This window comes from Terriglobales bacterium (assembly GCA_035567895.1).
GTDB lineage: Bacteria > Acidobacteriota > Terriglobia > Terriglobales > Acidobacteriaceae > Gp1-AA112.
On the sequence record DATMPC010000011.1, the window covers coordinates 111,810 to 133,698 of the forward strand.

Annotated in this window: 18 protein-coding genes; 6 read left to right on the forward strand and 12 right to left on the reverse strand. The window is 55.5% G+C overall.

Annotated elements, in window-relative coordinates; all coding sequences use genetic code 11:
* Complete coding sequence (locus tag VNX88_02965; GenBank protein HWY67596.1) at positions 1-849, forward strand: YaiO family outer membrane beta-barrel protein; 849 nt, start codon at positions 1-3, stop codon at positions 847-849.
* Positions 849-1,655 (forward strand): hypothetical protein, encoded by an 807-nt coding sequence (locus tag VNX88_02970; protein ID HWY67597.1) that lies wholly within the window; start codon positions 849-851, stop codon positions 1,653-1,655. The genes VNX88_02965 and VNX88_02970 overlap by 1 nt, the downstream gene beginning before the upstream one ends.
* 296 nt (positions 1,656-1,951) lie before the next feature.
* Here the strand turns inward: VNX88_02970 and VNX88_02975 are convergent, their stop codons facing one another.
* The 4 genes from VNX88_02975 to VNX88_02990 form a co-directional block, all read right to left on the reverse strand.
* Positions 1,952-2,431 (reverse strand): tetratricopeptide repeat protein, encoded by a 480-nt coding sequence (locus VNX88_02975; protein HWY67598.1) that lies wholly within the window; start codon positions 2,429-2,431, stop codon positions 1,952-1,954.
* 267 nt (positions 2,432-2,698) lie between these two features.
* Positions 2,699-3,214 carry a hypothetical protein gene (locus tag VNX88_02980; GenBank protein ID HWY67599.1) on the reverse strand — a complete coding sequence of 172 codons (516 nt, stop codon included), beginning with the start codon at positions 3,212-3,214 and terminating at the stop codon, positions 2,699-2,701.
* Between the two features lie 32 nt (positions 3,215-3,246).
* A complete protein-coding gene (locus VNX88_02985; GenBank protein ID HWY67600.1) occupies positions 3,247-4,059 on the reverse strand; it encodes an isoprenylcysteine carboxylmethyltransferase family protein in 813 nt (270 codons plus the stop codon).
* A gap of 302 nt (positions 4,060-4,361) precedes the next feature.
* The gene (locus VNX88_02990; GenBank protein HWY67601.1) at positions 4,362-4,925 is read right to left on the reverse strand and encodes an ECF-type sigma factor; all 564 of its coding nucleotides are present in this window, start codon (positions 4,923-4,925) and stop codon (positions 4,362-4,364) included.
* A 588-nt stretch (positions 4,926-5,513) separates the two neighbouring features.
* On the opposite strand from VNX88_02990, the gene VNX88_02995 reads away from it, so the two are divergent.
* Entirely contained in the window at positions 5,514-5,909 is a 396-nt protein-coding gene (locus tag VNX88_02995) for a hypothetical protein (protein HWY67602.1), read from the forward strand.
* Positions 5,910-6,086: 177 nt separating this feature from the next.
* Here the strand turns inward: VNX88_02995 and VNX88_03000 are convergent, their stop codons facing one another.
* The 6 genes from VNX88_03000 to VNX88_03025 are packed head-to-tail and all read right to left on the reverse strand — an operon-like array spanning position 6,087 to position 13,040.
* Positions 6,087-6,944: an ABC transporter permease gene (locus VNX88_03000; GenBank protein ID HWY67603.1), complete on the reverse strand. Its 858-nt coding sequence runs from the start codon at positions 6,942-6,944 to the stop codon at positions 6,087-6,089.
* A complete protein-coding gene (locus VNX88_03005; GenBank protein ID HWY67604.1) occupies positions 6,941-7,984 on the reverse strand; it encodes an ABC transporter ATP-binding protein in 1,044 nt (347 codons plus the stop codon). Before VNX88_03005 ends, VNX88_03000 begins: the two co-directional genes overlap by 4 nt.
* Entirely contained in the window at positions 7,981-8,871 is an 891-nt protein-coding gene (locus VNX88_03010; protein ID HWY67605.1) for an ABC transporter permease subunit, read from the reverse strand. Before VNX88_03010 ends, VNX88_03005 begins: the two co-directional genes overlap by 4 nt.
* Positions 8,858-9,796: an ABC transporter ATP-binding protein gene (locus tag VNX88_03015; GenBank protein HWY67606.1), complete on the reverse strand. Its 939-nt coding sequence runs from the start codon at positions 9,794-9,796 to the stop codon at positions 8,858-8,860. The genes VNX88_03010 and VNX88_03015 overlap by 14 nt, the downstream gene beginning before the upstream one ends.
* A gap of 8 nt (positions 9,797-9,804) precedes the next feature.
* Entirely contained in the window at positions 9,805-12,444 is a 2,640-nt protein-coding gene (locus VNX88_03020; protein ID HWY67607.1) for a FecR domain-containing protein, read from the reverse strand.
* Entirely contained in the window at positions 12,441-13,040 is a 600-nt protein-coding gene (locus VNX88_03025) for a sigma-70 family RNA polymerase sigma factor (GenBank protein ID HWY67608.1), read from the reverse strand. The genes VNX88_03020 and VNX88_03025 overlap by 4 nt, the downstream gene beginning before the upstream one ends.
* Before the next feature lie 389 nt (positions 13,041-13,429).
* On the opposite strand from VNX88_03025, the gene VNX88_03030 reads away from it, so the two are divergent.
* Complete coding sequence (locus VNX88_03030) at positions 13,430-15,865, forward strand: ABC transporter permease (protein ID HWY67609.1); 2,436 nt, start codon at positions 13,430-13,432, stop codon at positions 15,863-15,865.
* A 99-nt stretch (positions 15,866-15,964) separates the two neighbouring features.
* On the opposite strand, the gene VNX88_03035 is transcribed toward VNX88_03030, so the two are convergent.
* On the reverse strand, positions 15,965-18,640 hold the full coding sequence (locus tag VNX88_03035; GenBank protein HWY67610.1) for a TonB-dependent receptor: 2,676 nt from the start codon (positions 18,638-18,640) through the stop codon (positions 15,965-15,967).
* A 526-nt stretch (positions 18,641-19,166) separates the two neighbouring features.
* Here VNX88_03035 and VNX88_03040 point away from each other — a divergent pair.
* The gene (locus tag VNX88_03040) at positions 19,167-19,436 is read left to right on the forward strand and encodes a metal/formaldehyde-sensitive transcriptional repressor (GenBank protein HWY67611.1); all 270 of its coding nucleotides are present in this window, start codon (positions 19,167-19,169) and stop codon (positions 19,434-19,436) included.
* A 59-nt stretch (positions 19,437-19,495) separates the two neighbouring features.
* Here the strand turns inward: VNX88_03040 and VNX88_03045 are convergent, their stop codons facing one another.
* Entirely contained in the window at positions 19,496-19,657 is a 162-nt protein-coding gene (locus tag VNX88_03045) for a hypothetical protein (GenBank protein HWY67612.1), read from the reverse strand.
* Positions 19,658-19,742: 85 nt separating this feature from the next.
* Between VNX88_03045 and VNX88_03050 the strand changes: the two genes are divergently transcribed.
* Positions 19,743-21,656: a cation-translocating P-type ATPase gene (locus VNX88_03050; GenBank protein ID HWY67613.1), complete on the forward strand. Its 1,914-nt coding sequence runs from the start codon at positions 19,743-19,745 to the stop codon at positions 21,654-21,656.
* Positions 21,657-21,889: the final 233 nt, after the last annotated feature.

Sequence of the window (21,889 nt, forward strand, 5' to 3'; positions counted from 1 at the left end):
ATGACTGTAAAAACAAAAAAGACTCTCGCGATTGCATTGTGTTTGCTTCTCTTACCTGCACTATTTGCGCAGGATACGGGTACTCCTGTGGCACAGGGAGCAAGCGTTCCCGGATTGGGAGGCATCCGATCCGGTCTCGATGGGCCCGGCTACATTGAATTTGGCGGCGGATATAGCGACATGTATCCGCCTCCATACGTGCCTTGGCGAGATGCCTATGTGCGGATCCTCGCCTCCGGTGGAAGAAATACCTTCCATGGCGAAGCATCTCGCCTAGACCGATATGGCGACACTGGCTGGTATTACGGGGCCGGAATTGTGCGGGACATCTCCGAGAACTGGTTCGCCGATGCACATGTTGGCAGCAGCGTAGGCGGATTTTTCCTTCCAAAACTGCGCGTAGATAGCAGCATTAGCCGCAAAGTTCTTAGCAATAAGCGGCTCGTGCTTACCGGAATCTTCGGATATGACAAATCCAAAGAAGTGAATCACGACTTTCGCTTCGGTCCAGCGTTCACTTACTACACCCCTTGGCCTATTACGGCGCAGGGTGGAGTGAACTTTGTGAGGGCGAATCCAGGTAATATATCCACTTTTTCTGAGTACTTGGCGCTCACACAAGGACACGAAAAGGAACATTACATCACCGTTCGCGCCGAATTGGGACGCGAGGGATACCTGATCGTGGGCCCACAGAATGTGCTCCAGAACTTCGCCTTCCGCCAATATTCGGGCACGTGGCGCCAGTGGATCGGCCCAGGATGGGGCGTAAACATCATCTTTAATCACGAAAACACCCCGTTCTTTCGCCGCAACGGAGGCACGGTAGGCCTATTCGTGGAGTTCTAATGAGCACAACCACTCCATCAGCGCTTACAGAAGCGCAGGTTTACGACATTCGACGCCGGGGTTGGCGCGGTGGAATCATCACTCCTCACCGCGCATTTGCGCGTTTGCACTTCACTGCGCGCGATTTTTACCTCATTGGGGCGTCAGTTTTGGCAATTAGCGCAGCGTGGTTGCTCTCACTGCGTTACGTTGGAGAGCTTTGGTTCCATATTTTCCGGTTTTGGCACCGCGCTTTAGGACTTGAAGGATCGGTTGCGCGCGCGCCTCAGGTTTGGGGACCGATACATTTTTCGATGCCAACGGTGCTCATTTCCGCCGGTCCGCCTGACGCTTTCACGTGGTGGACAACGGCCGCAGTGACGCTATTGGCCCTCTGGATGTCGTTTGGAATCCCCGAAGAGCATCTTCCATTCGCATATTTACTGCGCTTTCTAGTGATCATTCAGGGCACAGCGCTCGCATATTTTCTCTTTGCGGCGGCAAAATTTCCGCACGATCTGCCCAGCTACATCGTCGGAATGCTCCATTTCGGGACAATTTTTATCACCCTGCTGCCGCTGATTCTGGGTTTCAGCTACTTCTTATTCGATTTCCGGCTGCTGCAAAAAGTCGGCCTAACCGTCGGGATCATGGCTTATCTGGTCGTCTTTCTGCCGTTCCAGTACATGCTGCACGTCTGGATAATCCACAATTCCATCCTCTATATGCCGCTTCTGTACTTCGTTTTCGGCCCCTTCCTCGACGTTCTGATCTTCGTTAGCCTCTACTCCTGGGGCATGAGTTGGCGTTCACGCGACGGAATCTGACACCAAACCTGGTCGCCAAGCAGCAATCCGGGAACTAAAATGCGCTGAAATAAGCGTGATTTTTCCGCTTACTGGCATCGCTCAGACGCTGCTTTACCCTACTATCTAGGCGCTAACTGAGTGATTTAGCGCCGCTTCGAGCACTTGTCCAAGGCACCATAACTACGTCTTAAGGCCCAAACGAGGCGGTTTCAGAGCACTAACGCGGCAGTTTCAGGGCGCTGGCGGGACACTTTCGGGGCACTTAAGCGCGCTTTTGAGGTATTTTCGCCGATATAAAGAGGTGCGATAACTCACTAATTTACCCCCTCAGCGACATTCGGGAACTCCAACGTCACTTCTCCGTCGTCCTTCCACGCTGAGCGATGCTCTTCAATCCATTGTTCCGCTCGGGCCTCGGTGCGCTGCGCATCTTCAAGAGATAGGCGTTTGCGCAGCAATTCGACAAAGGCCGGAAAATCTTTCTGTGCGCGATCAGCCGCTGCGCTGGCAGTTACGCGGGCCCAGAAGTAGGCCAAGTTGTTGTCCGGCGACAGGGCGCCTCCACCGGCATAGATCCTTGCGAGATTGTGCCAAGCCATTGTTTCTCCTCGTTCAGCCGCGAGGTTATACCAATGGATCGCCTGAGCATTGTCCCTGGAAACGCCTGCGCCTTTCTCGTAGAGGCCGCCAAGATTATTTTGTGCAAACCGATTACCGTGATCTGCAGCTTTGCGATACCATCGCGCAGCTTGCGAGAGATCGGCTGCCACGCCTTTCCCAGCCTCGTAGATCATTGCGCAGTGAACACTCGAACCACACCGAATGACACGCCCGCGCGGCCCGCGAAGGGTGTGCAACGTGGGATGAATTCGGCTCCTTGCTGTACGCGAGCGATCCGAATCACCGGAGTGGTTCGCGCATTCGACCACTCCGAATGAATCGGACGTTCTCGAGGCTGACAGAAAAGCCTCGGAACCCTTCAGCACGCACGCTGCGGTTGAAGTTCGCTGGTAAGCGGGCGGGTGCCTTTGCTCAGGTCTCCTCCACACTCGAGTCAAAGGCTATGACGATGCTGAGAGGTTGCTCTCGATTGCGTCTTTCACGACAGTGATGAGGCGGTCGATTTTCTCGCGACCATAAGGACTTGGATCAATCGGTTCGCCAATCGTGACGGTCGCCGTGCGCTCGGGAGATGCGTGGCTCCCTCCACTTGCCGATATTGCCCGCGTTCCGTCGATTGTGACGGGCAAAATCTGCTTGCCGCTTGCCACTGCTCGCAAGGGGATGCCCAGGATCTCCTTTGACTCAACCATCTGCATCGGTATTCCCAGGGCCTGGTAGAGCACTGGAATGTCGTAGCGGGACTGACGATTGCTCATCACAATGTAGCCTCGGTCTTCCCTTATGTGCTGGCGCCCAATCACCTTTAAGCGTATTCCGGCTTCCTCCAGCATTCGATGCGACCACGTGTCAAGGTGCCCTTCGCAAATCGCGGATGCAAGCTCGGCGATGGTCGAAAAGGAGACGCGCGAAGTATTTGCCGCTTCGAGCGCAATGATGTCGAGGGTGTTAGTCATTCAAAGTCTCCTGCAACAATTTGGAAGTCCGGCTATAGCGCCCGGGGACTTGTTCGCTCTTGTCGAGTCGATCCTGCCTGAACTGCTGTCGGGTTGGGCTGCTTCTGCGCTGATTCCGGACGTTTCAGAAAGGGAATCAACATCGGGACGCGCCGGCAGTATTCGCGATAGCGTTGTCCATAGCTGGCGATCAAGTCGCGTTCTTCGAAGTAAATTCCCAGCAGTATGTAGCAGGTGGTTCCAATCGAAAACAGCAAATGCCCAACCGTCATCCTCGCAGTTGCCCAGAAGCCAATGACGAATCCGAGATAGATTGGATGGCGAACTACCCGATACAACGCAGGTGTCTTGAAAGTGGGCGCCAACGGCTTGCGGTTTGCGGCGTAGGCCCAAACCTGAGCCAGTCCAAACAGTTCAAAGTGATTTACCAGGAACGTGCTTAGTAGCAGAACGCCCCAGCCGATCCAGAACAATGTCTGGACCACAGGCTCCGCGGCACTGCCACTCAGATCCCACACCACGCGTGCAATCGGCTTCCACTGCCAGAGAATCAGCGCCAAGGCGGAGGTTGCCGCCACTACATACGTCGCTCGCTCTACCGGTTCGGGTACGATGCGTGTCCACACGCGCTTGAAGCCCTTGCGCGCCATTACGCTGTGCTGCACGGCAAATACGCCGAGCACTGCCAGATCGATGGCTATCGTTGTTGCAAGCGGAGCCTCTGGCCCGCCGTCGATCGTCTTGCTCACCCACATGTTGCCTACAAAGAGGATGGCGTATAAGAAGGTTCCCAAGAAAAACGAGTACGCAAGCATTCCGTAGGTCAGTGCAAAAATCCGTTTCATCGTTTCACTCCACATTCATCGTTGTGAGCCACTCCGCCCTGCCTCTCCCGCAAGGCTCGTTTCAAATCTGGGATAAGGGGGCTCTACTTGTGATATCGAAATCGGTGGGAAAAAGACGACATGGCTAGTGCAGGAGTTCTGCATGCCGCTGCACGTGGGTGGTTAGGTAGAGACGCAGCATGCTGTATCTTTGCGATGCATGTCGGCTGAACGAGCGACCGAGCAGCCCAAGCCGCATGGCGGAGACGCAGCATGCTGCGTCTCCACGTGTGGCGCCAAAAGGCTTCGAAGGAGAGTTGGCATCACAGCGACGACTCTGCACTCAGGCTACGCCGAAGATAAATGCGAGCCTTGTCCCACTTTCTTTGAACGGTACGCTCCGAGAGCTTATGCAGGGCCGCGATCTCGGCAAATGACATCCCGCAAAAGAATTTTAAGTCGACGATCTCTGCGAGGTCTGGCTCAATCTTTGCCAGCTGATCGAGCGAATCGCTGATTGATTCGAGTTCGCTCGTATGTACAGGATTCTCAGCCACATCGATTTGAAGCGACGTAATTTCGAATTCACTGCCGCGCTTGATGGCAGAACGGCTTCGGGCATGATCGATGATGAGTCCGCGCATCACGCGGGACGCATATCCCATGAAGCGTGCCTGATCGGGAAAGGAAGTACCGTCTCGTCCGGATATGTCGAGATATGCTTCGTGCAAAAGCGTAGTCACACTCAGGCTTCCTCTGGCGCCTTGTCGTGCCAGTTCCCGCTTGGCCAGCCGATGTAGTTCAGAGTACAAACTGCTGAATAACGCATCCGCCAAACAATAGCTGTGTTCGGGAGCGCCAACGACCGAGGCAATAGTTGAGCCCACGCGCAGTCCTCCTAAAGTGTTCAGTTTTTAAAGTGTCACAGCGTAGCCCAGGGGCCCTGCATCGGTGTCATGAGAGTGTCTAGGGTTTGTAAATTAACACCGCTGAGAGCTGTTCCCTTTCTGCACTCTTACGAATGGATGTCTTGACAGGCCTGATGATCTGCGGAGTGCAGCAGCAACCGAAGATGTCTGGGATTAGTGATCGGTTACAGATATTTCAACGAAACGCAAAAAGCGTGGGACGAAAGCGGGGATGGTTCGAGAACGACTACCAGGACAAGATTGCATTCTGCGTCGAGCAAAGAGCCGCACGCATCTTCATACTGGTATTTCGAAGAGCGGGGCCATTGCTCCGCCAAGCGCAATCTACGCATGGTGCGTATCTCCTCTTAGAAGCCTGCCGTGCGCGCATCCCAACACTCACGCGTAAGTTAATCCCAACTCATCGGCAATTTGTCCCGAACTGATACTTCCTCCCACGAATTATGTCCTCACTGCGGCAAACCGACAGTTTCCAAGAATCCTTGAGGACGCGGCGGCGTCCATATGTGTGCGCAGATTTAGAACGCGCTCAAGGAGAGAGTTGTAATGAGAAAACTGTTTGCACTGCTGTTTTTTGCGGGAGTTACGCTTTGCATGACGTCGACGGCAAATGCTCAGGCACTGAGGGTGGATGTCCCGTTTGATTTTGTCGTCGGTGGAAAAACACTGCCGGCCGCAACCTACACAATTCGGGAATCGCTTCCGAATGACAACACGGGTCTCGCCTTTATTGGCGATAAGCAGGGCGTTCTGGCCAGGGCGATCGACATTGATGACCACTTCACTGGAACCAAGTTGGTGTTTCGTCGAGTTGACGGTGAATACTTTCTGCGCGATGTAGTGACGCTCCGCGGCACGCTGCACTTTGCAACCTCCAAAAAGGACTCGCAACGAGCTCTGGCTGCAGATGAACAATTAATCACGATAGCGGCTGGTTATTAATTTCGGCTTCCCAGTTGGTCGAACAGGCGCTCTTCACCAAGGAGGGCGCTCTGTTTGACAACTCCAGATGCCCTGTCTGGAGGTAGAGCGCTTGCTCCTGCAGCGAATCCAGGGTCAATGAGAGTACAGACTCCTCGCCCCGCCATCCGTCTCTACATAATGACGAAAATTCGAACTTTACTCAGCTGCATAACTGATCTCGAGCTTGCGAACTAACTTGCATGCAAGCACCAGAACGAGCGCTGCAAGAACAATAGGACCTAAGACGGCAGCGATCGTGCCCACAGGCTCGCTCACAACGGTGAACAGAGCCAGCAAACCCTCTCCGGGAATCGAGACTGGGCAGAGTTGCTTCAGGTAATAGGTGATACTGAAGCGTTGCACGAGAGAAGGTAATACTGGAGTGAAGGTCTCCCATCCAAGAACGAGAATCGCAGGAACCACGGGATTCTTGAATAGCAAACTGAGCGCGAGAAACACCGATCCATATCCGATGCACGCCAGAACGGTGACACCGAGATACGCCAGCAGTTGTCCCATTCCGGGACCATTGAACACATAATATTGGCCCGCGTCTCCAAAGCGGAGATACATCATCGCGAAGGAAGCAAAGACTCCCAGCCCGAACAGCGTCACCGACGTGATCAGTCCTCCGACGAACTTGCCGAGCAGCAGTACCTCGCGCTTTACAGGTGCAAGGAAGTAATAGTGCAGGCTCTTCTCAATAATCTCGCCGCGGAATAGCCAGGTGAAGATCCCCAGGCACCCAAAAAAGATTCCGAGCCGTAGATAGAAGAACTGAAAGATGCCGGCAAGCACTTCTGTATCTTCCCGCATGGAGCCAGAGTGCCGGTCGATGATGGCGTGAAGCGTAATGATTACAACCGGAGCAAACGCCAGCAAGTAAATCCAAATCCCTCGACGGGACAAGAAATTCTTGCGCAGGTCCATGCGAAGAACTGCGGCGATTTGCCGCGTCCACAACTCCCAGGGCTGTTCGGCAAGAGTGGTGCGCAGTTCAGCCAAGCGTGTCATATCGTCTTGTTCTCCGAGCCGATCAGATACTGGTACACCGAATTCACATCGTCATCGGCAGGCGCTACCGTCTCGAGAGCGAGCTTGTCCTTCACTACCAACTGGTTCAGCAATAGATAGAAAGCATCTGCGTCCCGGGTGCGGACGAGCACTCCTTTGCCATCGTCGATTAGTTTGGCCTCTACGACGTGATCCTGGGCGAAGACCCGCGAGGCGAGGAGATTCGGATCGGAGCAGCGAATTAGAATTTGCATCGGATGCTCTTTCACCTCCGTTCGCACGGTGTGAATCTGACCTTCGGCCACAACGTACCCACTGCTCATCAAGATAACTTGATCGGACATCTTGTCCACTTCATGCAAGATGTGACTGGAGATGATTACGTGCAACCCTTCCTTGCCCAGCGCCTGGAACAGCTCCAGCGACTCGGCGCGCGCCATCGGGTCGAGCCCGTTCAGAGGTTCATCGAGCACGAGCACCGTGGGGTGGTGTGCAATGGCCTGCGCAAGCCGAATTCTCTGGCGCATGCCCTTGCTGTATCCCGCCACTTTTCTTAACGCAGGCTCAGTCATGCCCACGCGCTCCAGAGCTTCGTGCGTAAGGCGAACCGCCTCACGATCGTCGAGTCCATGAAGCCGCAGCGTGTTGTAGATGAACGAGAATCCTGTGGCCCCTTTCGGGAACGAATCGAACTGCGCACAATATCCAACCCGGCGAAACAACTCTTCCGGTCGAGTCGGAGAAATTCCAAGCACGCTGACACGGCCTTCCGTCGGGTGGATAAGCCCGGTCATCAGGTTCATCAACGTTGTCTTGCCCGAGCCATTCGGACCGACCAGACCGGTGACGCCGGTCGGGATCGACAGATTGACTCGATTTACGCCGAGGACCTCGCCATAGAACTTGGAGACGTTCTCGAGAATGATGCGATCACGTCCATCGCCGCTTGATTGCTGCGCGCGCGATGCGGGAACGATACTCGGGGTTCTGTCTTCCCTGTTCCCTGTCACCCGTACCCTGTCCCCTGTAGTAGCGCTCATCCTCGTACCACCTCTCGCGCCTTCAGCCGCCGATTCAGCAGGAATAACGATAGTGCGCACGTCCCGGCCACGGAGCACCATGCTGCCCACAGTGGAATTCCCAGCATATTGAGAGCCTGAGCCGTTGACACGGGCACCCGAAACAATCCGACCCATATCAGCTTGACGGCATAGAGGACATCAAGCATGTGTCCCCAATTCGTTCCCAAAGTGACATTAATAGCGGCCCCGAAACCGGGGCCCACGAAGAAGAAGGCAAGCATCAAAGCGCTCGCAGCAACGCGCCACTTGAGCCAGGCAGATGCGGCGAGCGCAACTAGACCAACGATGGCGATCCACATCCACGAGGCGAGCAGGATCGAGCCGAGCATCCAGAAATGTGACCAGATCCAGCCATTCCCTTCCATTCCAGCGTTCAGAAAGAAGAGAAGGAGCGTAGGAATCCAGGTGAGAACCGAAACCAGACTCGCGATCACCAGGAACTTTCCGAGAACGTATTCAGTGCGCGAGATCGGACGACCCAGAATCAACGGAAGTGCATTGTTCGCTAAATCTGCCGCGATCAGCTGCGGACCTTGCCATGTGATCAGCAGGAACGAAAACCAGGACTGTATCGCGAGGAAAGCGAGAAAGAAGTAATTATTGATTTGTCCCGTATCCGGTCCGGGACCACGCACTTGCAGCAAAGCACGCAAGGTGGCGCTGTGGGCGAAATAGATCATCGCAACGCCGATAAGAAATGGAACAAAGCTGAGGACAAAGGCTCCGGTAAACGGGCGCGAATCAAACAATCCGGAGAAACCGTAGCGCGTGAGCACCAAAAAGCGCCAGCGTTCTGAAGTAGTGCCGCCCTCATATGGCTTGTAGCTGCGCTTATAAACTGCCATTGCGTGCTCCCACTTCCTGCATCGCTTTGAGGAAGATATCTTCAAGCGAATCGCGACGATAGTTCATGCGCCGAATCTGCACGTCGCGTTGCGCGGCGATCTGATACAGTTCGCGAATCTCAATTGTCTCGGGCAAGACTACCTTCATTCTCCCCTTCCCGAATAGGGCACACTCGCAGCCGAGTTGTTGTACGGCGTCGGCAAAGGAATGGTCTTCGCCATGGGTTTCAAGCTCGAGAAACTTGCGATTTAGCCGCCGTTCCTCTTCGAGATTGCAAATCCCTGCGATGTTCCCATCGCGCAGGATGATTACCTCGTCGCAGCATTCGTCCACATCGCGCAAAAGATGTGAGGAGATCACGACATGCATGTTGCCGGCATCGCGGATCTCGCGGATGAGCTGGATCATGCGATTGCGGGCCGGCGGATCGAGTCCGTTTGTCGGCTCATCGAGAAACACCAGTCGCGGACCATGCGCGATAGCCTGCGCAAGCTTCGCAAGCTGCTTCATGCCGAGCGAATACGTGCCGAGTTTGCGATAGCGTACCTCGCCCAGCCCAACGTAGAACAATGCTTCGTGTGCGCGTTCGAGAGCATGGGTCGAAGGCAGGCCCGACAGCTCGGCCATGTAACGCACAAAGCGCACTCCAGTCAGATTGGAGATGAAGGCGTCGCTCTCCGGCATGTAGCCGATGAGTCCACGCAGCTCCCGGCTATGCTCACCGATGTCCTTCCCAAAAATCCGCGCAGTACCTCGTGCCGGAGGATAGAACCCGAGCAGCGTGTTCAGCAGCGTCGACTTGCCCGATCCGTTAGGACCGAGCAAGCCGATGCAGCGTCCGTGAAGTTGCCCTTTGAGCTGCTTCAGAACGGAGCGCGAGCCGAAGCGAACTTCCAGGCCATCGAGTTCTATAACTGGAGCCATGGTGTCCTTTACGGAGTTACGCCTCTCGGAGTTCCCGATTTGAGCTGCTGCAGCAAGGAGGAGATCGCCAGCGACTTCAGATCGAGTCCGAGACTCTTGCTGTTGCTGGTGAATTCGATCTGGCTCTCGTCTCCATACGCGCAGATCACTGACGGTTCGGTGTTCTGCACGAGAGCTTGTATGGACTGCAACTGCGAGGGCGAGAGCTGCTTCGCGATCTTTCCAGTCACCGGAGCTAGGTTCTGGTAGATCAAACCCGAGACGTTCACGTGTTGATCTGCCGGGAAGAGCGCGCGGAACTTCTCGGAGTGCGCGATGCTGTTGCTGTCTCGATGTGCCCGGGTGCGAATTGCCTCTGCAACCAACTCCTCGCTTGGACCGGCTACGACATAACCGTCGGCGAACGCGTAGTGGACCTCCACCGGAAACACTGCGTCGAGCGACCGGACCGAATAATAGGTTCGCTGACCTGACTGATGTTCCTCGAGCTTCAGGCCCTGCCGATTGTTCTTCGCTGCCTCGCGGTTGAAGTCCTCGACAAGTCGACCGAGGCTGTACTGAAGCTTGCTCGGATCGTAGACCTCGACAACCAACTTCCATGAAGGAGTCGGGAGCAGCGGACCGTCCAGTGCCAATGCACCTTCTCCTCCAAGTGAGGCGGCGAGGTCGTTGCGAATATCAAGGTTCAGTTCCGCCTGATGTTGCTCCCATGAGGCTCCCGCTTGCGGATCTGCCTTGGTGATGACCTGCAGCAGATCGTCCACCATCAATGCCGGACTCTTCGAGACGAACGCTCCCACTGCTGACGCATTGGGCGTGATGAAGTCGAGTGCTCCAATCGGCGCCGGAGCCGCCAGCCACGAAGCTACTCCAGTACGTGGGCCGGTAAAGCTCAGCTCCGCTGTGTTGGAAGCCTTGCCCTCATAATCCTTGCGTTGCGCGATTAAATACTTCGCGTTGGCAAAGCCGCTGCTCTCCAGCATTCCCTCATGACGATCCGCTTGTGCCGCTACAGCATGATCGGCCCTCATCTGCTCCAGATTGACCGCAATCAACAGGCCTGCGCCTGAGGAATATTCCGATGCGATACGCTTCCCGAAATCGCTCTGGGCGAAGCTTGAAGCCTCTCCGGCAGACCAGCGCCTGTTCAGATCCGCCAGCATGGAGACATCCGGCGATGCTGCCACGAACTTCGGAGTGATCAGGACATAGAAGTCGCGGTCGCTCCCTTGAGTTGCAGCGCCGAGATCTTCCGGCGAAAGCAGATGCATATTATTCGGCGAATCGCCCCTGGAGATCTGGCCCGTGAGGTAATCTCGCAATCCAGACTTCGCGATTTCCGCCATCACGACTAGGTTGCACCGCTGCTCTGAACCGGACGACACGCTGAAAACAATCTCATCGCCCACATAAGTGCTCAGTCCGTGAATCAGGTCAATTACCTGGTTGAAATCGGGACCATTCTGGGACGCACCCGGACCACGTTGCTCCCACCACTCCCGCAGCAAAGCACTCTGCGAGAGCTGCTGCTGGAACAGTTGATTGGCCTGCTGCAGCGCTTCTCCGTAATTGGGAACACCGGCATAGACTACGGCGCCATCAGCAACAAAGTTGATAAGATGAGATTCGTACCGAAGATCGGGCAGCTTGATGCTCTGCAGCTTCTTCTCTAGTTTCACGAACTCGGCGAGTAAGGCGAGATATCTGTCGCGATCCTGACTCCAGGCGATCTCGTCCTTCACCGGGACCTCTCCCATGCTCGTGCTGGTCGTAACCTGATCGCCAGCCTGGAGCACCGCATCTCCCGCAGCCTGCGCGACATGCACAGTTCCTTCAATGACGGAGACCCGAGAACCCTTGATGCCCGAGTTCACCGAGAAGATCGTGCCCGTAACCGCGACACGAGCGTCTGCAGTCTTCACATAAAGATGTCCGGTGCGGCGTTTCGCCGCCTGCACAATCACGATGCCCCGGCCAAGATTGACGGTGGTATTTCTCCAGCCCAAGGTGACATACAGTTCACTGCGCCCATTCATCTCGACGAGCGAACCATCGCGCAAGCGCAGCATCGCCCGGGAGCCGGACGAGGTACGCACGATCTCACCTTCGGCAAACTGATCTCCGGCTTTAGCCTGGTGCTCGCCGGTGGCATCTACCCGATACAGAACTCCATTGACGGACTCAAGCGCAGCGCGGTATCCCGAGGGTGCGAGAACTCCGCTTCGTCCGATGACAACGCCCAGCACTGCCGCAATCAGCACGCTAGCGGCCAGCGCGTACTGACCAAAGCTCCAATGCCTGGGACGCATTACCGAATTTGCACGCCACGGCAGGACGCTCTCCGCGCTCTTGTTTGTCTTGGCATGCACACGGCACGTAGCGCACTCGCGCAGATGATCTGCAACCAGCATGGCGCGTGCCGGACTCAGCCGATGTGCTTCGAAGTCAGCGAGCAGGCTTTGGACGTCGGCACAGCCTTCGATCCGATTGAGTGGAGCAACCGTGGCCTCGATGCCGACAGCCTGGCTGATCCTCTGCCATGCGTTCGCGGTCGCAGTATTAATAGTCTGAGTATCGGGCTGATCGTCGCGAACTGCGGCGATCGCCCTCTCAAGAATGAAATCCGGATTGTTATGATTGCCCTTCATTTGTTGCCTTCCATATAGGCACGGAAGTCTTTCTTCAGCAGAGATCGGGTACGGTGGAGGGTGACTGCAACGGTTGCCCTGGACGTCTTGAGAATCTTGGCGATCTCGCTGTTGTCGCGTCCTTCGATGTAACGCAGGACGAACATCTCAGCCGATCGTGTTCCCAATTTAGGCATTGCCTGACGCAGCCATCGCCGCAGCTCGAGCGGACTGTATTCACCTTCGCCGCGCGACGCCAGCTCCAGAGGACTCGATACCTCCGCGTCTTCCAGTGGCATGTTCTGCGCATCGCGGCGCTGGCGAATCATGTCTAGCGCGGCGTTTACCGCAGCTCGATGCAGATATCCGCCGATGTTCTGGATGTCGTCTCCGACCTCGCCAAGTTCGCGCCGCGCGAGCTTCAGGAAGACGCTTTGAACCACATCTTCAGAATCGCTGACGCTGCCGGTAACGCGATATGCCGCCCGAAACACGCGCTCTTTATGCTCCACAAACACGCGCTCGAGCGACACACGCTCCAACACACTCGGGTCCGCTTGCGCAGGCCGCGCGCCGGTCACGCTTCTATCAACTGCCGCTGGCAATACTGCCTCCACGTGCCCTTCTCCTCTGCCGGTCCCGCATGCCGCCCTTGAGTCGGCAAGCAGGTTTCCGTGCATTCAGAAGACGGGAAGAAAAGGAATTCATTAACAGCTCTTGAACAATAGCTACGGATTCTTGCTGGTTTTCGTTCATTTAGCCAGTGTTTTCAACTGAAAGCCTTGAAATAGCGCCATCCCATTTACCGGGTTGTCCCCAAAATTCGAGCCGTGTGCGAGCGGCGCTCCTCGGAGCTTTTTAGACAAGTGGCGTGTTTTCGTCTCCAACCGTTCAACCCTCCATCGGCACACCTCACCCCAAAGATCAAAGTTCATGAAACTCAGGACACTTTCTCATCGTTTCACCGTCTATAGCTCGTAGCCATGAGGAACTGGGAGAGTAATCGATGGAAAGCATGAGTTGGTTCTGGCAAGACCTGCGCTATGGAGCGAGATCCTTACGCAAGGATCGAGGCTTTTCCCTGCTGGCGATGTTTGCGCTCGCTTTGGGAATTGGCGCCACCACGGTAATTTTCAGTGTTCTGGATAACGTATTACTGGAGCCTTTTCCTTATAAAGATTCCAATCGGCTGGCCGGTCTCTTTATTCATGACAACTCGCATGCAGATCAAGAAGGTCGCGGCGTGTTCTCGATTGCCGAGTATCTAGATTTCAAAGACCAGAATCACGTCTTCGAAAACATAATCGGCAACCGGAACCTGGACGTGCTTTACACCGATAAGGAAGGCACAAAGCAGTTCCGAGGAGGCGAGACCACTGCAGACGCATTTGAATTTCTGGGCATCAAGGCACTGCTGGGTCGGGGCCTAGTTCCAGACGACGGGAGAGCCGGCGCTCCTCCGGTTGTCGTGATGAGCCATCGCATTTGGCAGAAGGACTTCAATGCCGATCCTTCGATCGTTGGCAGCGTTCTCACGCTTAACGGAAAGCAGGTAACGCTGGTTGGCGTGATGCCTCCCCGGTTTCTATTCGGGAACCAGGACTTCTGGCTGCCGCTGACTCTCGATCGCGGCGATACGCTTCCATTTCATGGCGTGTGGACTCTGTCTCGCTTGAAGCCCGGTGTCAGCCTGCAGGCAGCGGCGTCGGATCTCGACGTTGTAGCTCGTCGATTGTCCAAGGTGTATCCCAAGGAGTATCCCGCTAACTTCAGCATCAAGACCATGACGCTAGCGGACCAGGTTGTAGGACAATTCCGCATCATGCTCTTCGCGCTGATGGGAGCTGTGAGCATGCTTCTGTTAATTGCGTGCAGCAATGTTGCCAACCTGCTGCTTGCGCGCGCTACGGTACGCGAGAAAGAGATCGCCATTCGCGCATCCCTGGGCGCGAGCCGCTCACGGCTGATCCTGCAGCTCATGGTTGAAAGTTTCATCCTTGCGACGGTGGGCTGTCTGGCCGGATGTCTGTTCGCCTACGCTGGTATCAAGGGAGTGCTCGCCGCTCTGCCTCCCGACCTCATTCCTGCGGAGACGGTCATCACGCTCAACATGCGCGTGTTGGCCTTCTCCGTTGGCGTAACTCTGATCACAACCCTGCTTTGCGGTCTGGCTCCAGCTTTCCATGCGGTTCGCGGTGAACTTCATAATCGTCTGAAAGACGCTGGAAAGGGAACGCAAACAGGATTCCGCCATGGCCGCTTCCGTTCCAGCCTCGTAGTCTCGCAAGTAGCGCTGTCTATCGTGCTTCTCGTAGGAGCCGGGCTTATGATGCGCAGCTTGTTCGCGCTTCAGAACGTCGATCTTGGACTCAAGCCGGACCACATCCTGGTAGCGCGCACTCCGTTGCCGAAAGGCCGTTATGAAACCGCGGAGCAGAAGCGTATTTTCTTCCGCCAAGTCTTGCAGAAGGTCTCGGGGCTGCCCGGAGTGGTGGCGGCAACTGAGACGAGCACCTTGCCTCCGTACGGCGGCATTCCCAGCGAGGTTACCGTTCCGGGTACGACGCATGCCGAAACATGGCATTCGATTTTTCAACTCTGCAGTGAAGGCTATTTCCCAACACTTGGGATCCGATTAGAGCGCGGCCGATTACTTAGCGAAAGCGACGTCGAAGCTGCCCGGCACGTGATCGTCGTCAACCAAACTCTCGTCCGCAACTTCTTTGGCAAAGAAGATCCGATCGGCAGATCGATCAAGTTCAATCTGCTGGATACGGCGCCAGAGTCACCGAAAGATGCTTACTTTGAGATTATCGGCGTCGTGGCCGATGTGAAGAATCGTGGGCTACAGGAAAGTCCGCAGCCTGAAGCATTCATGCCCTATAGCGTCTCGGGCGCTTTCGAGCGCGGTGTCCTGGTGAGAACTGCGGTCGAGCCAATGTCCATGCTATTGAACGTGCGCCGCGAGATTTGGTCTGTCGATCGTGGAGTCGCGCTTACTCTAACCGGAACGCTAGAAGGTTACTTGCAGCAATTCTCTTATTCACAGCCACGTTTTGGGCTGATTCTGTTCGGGGTATTCGCAACCATCGGAATCGCGCTTGTAGCAATCGGCATCTTTAGCGTGATGGCTTATTCAGTTTCTCTCCAGACTCACGAGATCGGCATTCGCATGGCACTGGGTGCCCAACAAAGTACAGTCCTCAAAATGATCCTGCGTAAAGGATTAGTCATCATCGCGGTTGGGATCGTCGTCGGTGAAGTCGCAAGCCTGCTGCTTACGCGTGTGATTCAGAGCCAGATCTGGGGAGTCTCTGCACACGATCCGATAACATTCGCCGCGGTTCTCGCGGTTCTAATTACCGTGGGAGTTTCGGCATGCCTGGTGCCAGCACGCAGGGCAACGCAAGTAGACCCACTGGTCGCTTTGCGCTACGAGTAGGCGGTTTCGATTGTTCGCATCAAGCAGTGCCCATCGGCGTCGTAGAGACGCAGCATGCTGCGTCTCTACGATGCCGTTTGCAGTATCCAGGACACCCCGTTAGAAATGGAATCCGACCTGAGCCGTAAACGCACGCGGAGTCACGTAGTGCGTACCGCTAAACGTTGAGAGGAAGTTGTACAGCGCATAGTTGTTGGTAATGTTGATCGCGGTGAGTTGCAGGCTCACCTTGTATTTATCACCGCGAAACAAGTTATCTTCCCCGACCGACAGGTCGAAGAGATGTCTCGGAGCAACGCGCGCGGGATTCTTATCGTCGTTCTGAGTGCCCGGTGCGGGAATCGAAATCAAAGTCGACCCGAACTGCGACGGAGCACACGTGGTTAGGGGCGCACTAAGCGTCGCGCGCTGGCTTCCGCAGAAAAGACCAGCCTGGAACTGCTGATCGGCGCTGAAGCCCGTCAGATCCACCGGAGTGGTCGTGTCCGTCGCGAATGGCACCGCCCCGGCCACCAGTCCGCTATCGTACCGCCAATTAAAGCCAAGCCACGGTCCGGTCTTCCCAATTTGATACTGGAGATGAGTGGTCTCGTTGAATCTTTCGTCGTGATCGATGCGGAAGACCCCCGCCGGGGCCGAAGGGGTAGCGCCCGCGCCGCTGACCTGCGGCGTGAAGAAACGGGCCGCAACGCTCGACATCACTACCAGTGCCGAGAACCCATGGAAATTTGGAACACTCACGCGTCCGGCGAATCCGGGAATCTTCGACCTTTGCCATCCAATGGGAAAGAAAATCGGCGAGTTGCCGAGGACGCTGAAGTCGTACGCGTTGTGCGTATATTTGGTGATGTACTCGCCTGAGGCGACGAGATACTTGCCGAAAGCCTGTTCCAGGCCAACATGAAACTCGTTGCGCCAGCCCGTCCTTAATGGCGTTAGATCGTTTGAAGAGCATCCCAGAAGTGGATTCAATACTTCGTTGGCACACCCCACGCTGGACACGATCAGATTTTCGTTGAACGGAGTTTCCAACAGCCGGGCATAGGAAGCGCGAAGCACGGTGTTGGTTTGTTTGATGTTGTAGGCGATGCCGATCCGAGGCTCGACTTCATTGTGGGTGGTGAGCCCGTTGTAGAAATCGCCACGAATCCCCAGGTTGAGTGTCCAATTCCCTTTGCTGATTGCATCCTGCGCGTACAGCGCAAGTTCCTTGACGTCTGTGTGCCCCTTAAAGCGGAAAAGCGTTCCACCAGTGGTTAGATCGAAGGGCGCCACGGCTGCACAAGGAGTACCGGGGACAGGATTGCCCGTTGTATCCAGGCAACTGGCACCGTTCGCATCGGTAAGGCTGCCGACAAAATTTGGGTCGACGATGCCCAGCGTGTCTTTTTCATTAAGAAACGTTTGCTGGTAGGTGGCTCCAAGCTTCAGATTGTGGATGCCCTTTGTGTAATTGACATCTGATCGCAGTCCCGCATTCGTGAGGTTTCGATCCTGCGCAATTGTCAAAGACTGAATCGGGCTGAAGTCCGCAAAGGGATTTTTACTCGGGTAGTAATTGAACTGATCGCGCCGTACAAATGCTCCCAACGTGAACACGGAGTTCGGGCTGAGTATGTGGGTCCAGGACGGGGCGATGTTGAATGTCTTGATTTGGGAGCGCTGGTCTGCAGCTCCCACAGGATTTCCCGAGGGATCGGTGGCGCCGATGTTTAGATCGTCAAATGAATTCGGGCTCTGGAACCATGAGCGAGTGAAACCCAGATTCAACTGCGCCGTATCAGCATTCGACAATTTGAAGTCGATGCGGTCAAAGATATTCTGCTCGTTGCCCTTCGCATGCATCACCGTGAATTCGGGAGGATCCAAGAACCGTCCTGTATTCAGGCCGTTTATCGCTATGTAGTTCCCCGCCTTATCGCCGCCATAGGCAAGATTGAAGCCGCCAGTCGCAGTGCCAAATGTTCCGTACGATGCTGTCACGGCGCCGTGCGGCTCCTTGCTTCCCAATCCGGAACGAGTGGTCACCTGGACCACTACGCTGGTCTTGTCGCCAAACTCGGCAGGTGGCGCTCCCGAAATCACTTCGAGCGACTGGACCGAATCTAGAGGAATCTGGTTGGAAAAGACCTTGCTTTGCTGATCTGTAATCGGCTGACCATCGACCGAGAAAGAGTTTTCCGCGTGGTCGCCTAATCCGTGCATGAGACCGTTCGAGTCTGCGGCGATTCCAGGACTCGCGAGCGTCACCAGCGACGTTAGAGAAGAAGACGCACTTTCGAGCGGCATCTTGTCAAACAAGCTGCGGTCGATGTCGGTATGGAAGGTCGGATCGTTCTCGATCAGATCCGCCCCATTGCTCTCGACTGTAACTGTCTGCACTGCGGTTCCGAGTTGCAGGCTTACCTTTAAGTTCACGGGAACCGGCGACCGAAGATCCAGGTCTTGAACGTAAGGCGCAAATCCGCTGCCGGTAACCGTCATGTGGTAAGGATTGAATGGAATATTGGGGATGCTGAACGCTCCCGAAGTGTCTGTGGTTACACTCCTCTCAAACTGACTGACTGGATTGTGAATCTCGACGGTCGCGCCGGGCACAACCGCGCCCGAGGGATCAACCACCGTGCCGCTTACTGACGTAGAGCTCCTGGACTGCGCGTTGGCATTCGTTAAAAGGCAGAATGCCAGGAAAAGCATGGCCGCAAAAATGCGTATCGCAGGCAAAGAGAAGCCGCTCTGCGATGGGACCTGTATCGCTTCGTAATTCTGATGCATTTCAATCCTTCCTCTCAGGTGTCCTGCCGCTCAAAGCGAAAACTGAACGACGCGCTGTGTCATTGAACGGCGCTCCGCTTGGCGGAATTATGATTGGAAATCCGGGCTAAGCTTCGCGGTCAGCCCAACGCCGGAGGAGGGCGGATATGAAAGGAGAGAATAGACCGGGACTCGGGTAGCAGGAGACCACCCACGAACACCGCATCGAAACAGCGCACCGGCGCCGCGACCGGACTGGTGATTTGTGCAGGTCGTGCAACGGAATGAGCCGCAATGCAAATGGAGCAATGCTGTCCCGTGCGATCGGAATTAGGATGGCAGTGAGCAGACTCGGCTACGCAGGATACTGTGAAGAGGACGAGACAAAGCCAAACGAGCCAGGCTCTGTGCTTTTGGATCGCCAATCTCTTACCTTGATCGTCCATCCTGCCTTATCGAACAACGTAAAACAGTAGAATATCTGAGGACCCAGCAGCTTACAAATGAGGAGACACTAATAACATACCCTACTGGGTATGACCGAGCTATGTCACATACGATTCGCCAGAAGGAAAAGTTGCTGAAGCGGATACGCCGGATTCGCGGCCAGGTCGAAGCGGTCGAGCGTGCGCTTGAGGGGGGAAAGGAATGTTCCGAGGTTCTGCATGCCATTTCGGCTGCGCGCGGAGCTATGAATGGCTTAATGTCGGAAGTACTGGAAGATCACATCCGGTGCCATGTTGGGACCAATGGGTCGAACACCAAAAAGAAGGACGTAGAGGAAGTCATCGACGTGGTTCGGTCGTACCTGAAATAAGTGGCTCCAACTTCGCCAAGGAACGCATCTTCGTTCAAATACGGAAAGCGACCGGTCCGTCATAAGTTATCCAAGTGAGCTTCGGTGGCCAGCCAGACGATCGCCATCCCTATCTGACTCAGCAGATACAACGCAGCCAGAAGCAGGAGGAAAGCGTAGGCGATTCGATTTTGCCAGGATTCATTCTTGAATAGTCGCTGAAGGTCGGCGATCAGCCACATAAATCAGCTCCCCTCAATCCCTGAATGCACCGAAGAATGATATACCGGGGGTGGGTATATACTCACACGATCGAGGAAGCGTTCCATGCCTAAGACAAGCCTCCAGGAGAAAGAGTCCGAGCAGAAAGCTGTTTCATTCGATCAGGCAAGTCTGAGATCGGTTCCACCCGCACAAGGGGCGCAGAAGGATCACGATGAAGCTGTAAAGTGGATGGATCTGGCTCGCATTGCCCTCGTTGCTGTCTCCGCGATTGCCGTTTGGTTTGGCGCTCCTTACTTCAACTTGATCGGCGCCGCGGGAGTCGCAATCGGGATTTATCCGATTGCACGCGAAGCTCTCGACGATATTCTGGAAAGAAAGATGACCATGGAGCTCTCCATGCTCATCGCCCTTTGCGCGGCGCTTCTAATCGGAGAATTATTCACCGCCCTTGTCATCCTCGCCTTTGTACTCGCCGCTGAAGTGCTCGAGGGCCTCACGGTTCGGCGGGGCCGTACGGCCATCCGGAATCTTCTCGACTTGCTGCCTTCGACTGCCAGCCTAGTGAGCGAAGGACAGGTAATTGATGTTCCCATTTCGGATATTCAGTGCGACGACTTGATTCTCGTCCGTCCCGGAGCGCGCATTCCAGTAGACGGAGAAGTTGAGGATGGAACCTCCTTTGTTGACGAATCCGCTATCACCGGCGAGCCCATGCCAGTGGCGAAGTCCGCAGGCAAGGCGATCTTTGCCGGAACAATCAATCAATCTGGCGCCTTACATATCCGCGTGGAAGGCGTGGGACGGGATACCAGCTTCGGAAAGATCGTCGAAGCCGTTGAGCAAGCCGAACGCTCGAAGGCGCCCATTCAGAGAACAGCCGATCGGCTGGCGGGTTATCTTGTCTACTTCGCGCTCGGATCTGCGGTTCTCACCTTTCTGATCACCCACAACGTGCGCTCTTCAATTTCCGTAATCATCGTGGCGGGAGCATGCGGCATCGCGGCTGGAACACCGTTGGCCATTTTGGGCGCAGTCGGACGCGCAGCCAAGCAGGGAGCGATCATCAAGGGTGGCCTTTATTTGGAGGTTCTCGCCGCCGTCGACACGGTGATGCTCGACAAGACCGGCACTCTCACCTTCGGAGTTCCCGAAGTGGTCGAGATCAACCCGTTCAATGGCCTGGGCAAGCAGGACATTCTGCAGGCTGCGGCCATCGCTGAGCTGCGCTCGGAGCATCCAGTCGGTCGCGCCATTGTGAAACGCGCTCTGCAGCAACAGCTTCCCGTGCCCGAACCCACAAACTTTGGCTATGAGCCGGGTCGCGGAGTTTGGGCAACAGTCGAAGGTGCAGAGATCGCCGTCGGAAGCGCCGCGATGATGAGAGATCGTGGACTGCAACTGCCTGCTTCAACAAATTCCAGTGTGGGATCGTCGGTGTTCGTTGCGCGAAGAAACGTCCTGCTGGGGTCAATCGTCGTGAGCGACAAGGTGCGACCGGAAGCCGAAACAGCGATGAAAGACCTGAAGGCGATGGGCATCGATACTGTGCTCCTGACCGGAGACGCGAAATCGACGGCGAACACCGTAGCTAAGTCCCTCGGCGTAACTAGTGTGTATGCCGAGTTGCTGCCCGAGCAAAAACTACATCGAGTTCGTGAAGAAGTTCAGCTCAAAAAAACCGTCGCCATGGTGGGCGATGGGATCAATGATGCTCCGGCGCTTGCAGAGGCGAGCATCGGGATTGCGATGGGATCAGGCACCGATGTGGCGCGCGAGAGCGCCGACGTCGTCCTGATCGGTAACGATCTCTCCCGCTTTGTGGAGTCTCTTCGCATTGCGCGCAAGTGTCGCTCAGTCATTATGCAGAACTTCTATGGCACGTTGACTGTCGATGCCGCAGGTATAGTTCTGGCAGCCTTCGGATTCCTCAACCCTCTACTCGCGGCATTCATCCACGTGAGCTCCGAGCTCGTGTTCATCCTGAACTCAACTCGTATGCTGCCCGGGCGCGACTGAGACGGCTACAGAACACCGCAGGATCTCGCCCCTGCCGAGTTAGCAGACGCGGCAGTCAGTTGCCTATTTCCCTCACCTGTTTGCTCCTGAACTGGCTGAAGAATTAGCATGAACCTATGCTGGTGCACGGCACCGCAGGTCGCGTTTCCAAAATCTTTGTAATTCTATTGCTGCTGTTGGTTGCAACAGCAATCTCGGCCCAGACCTTTCACTTTCATTCCCCGACCGAAAGC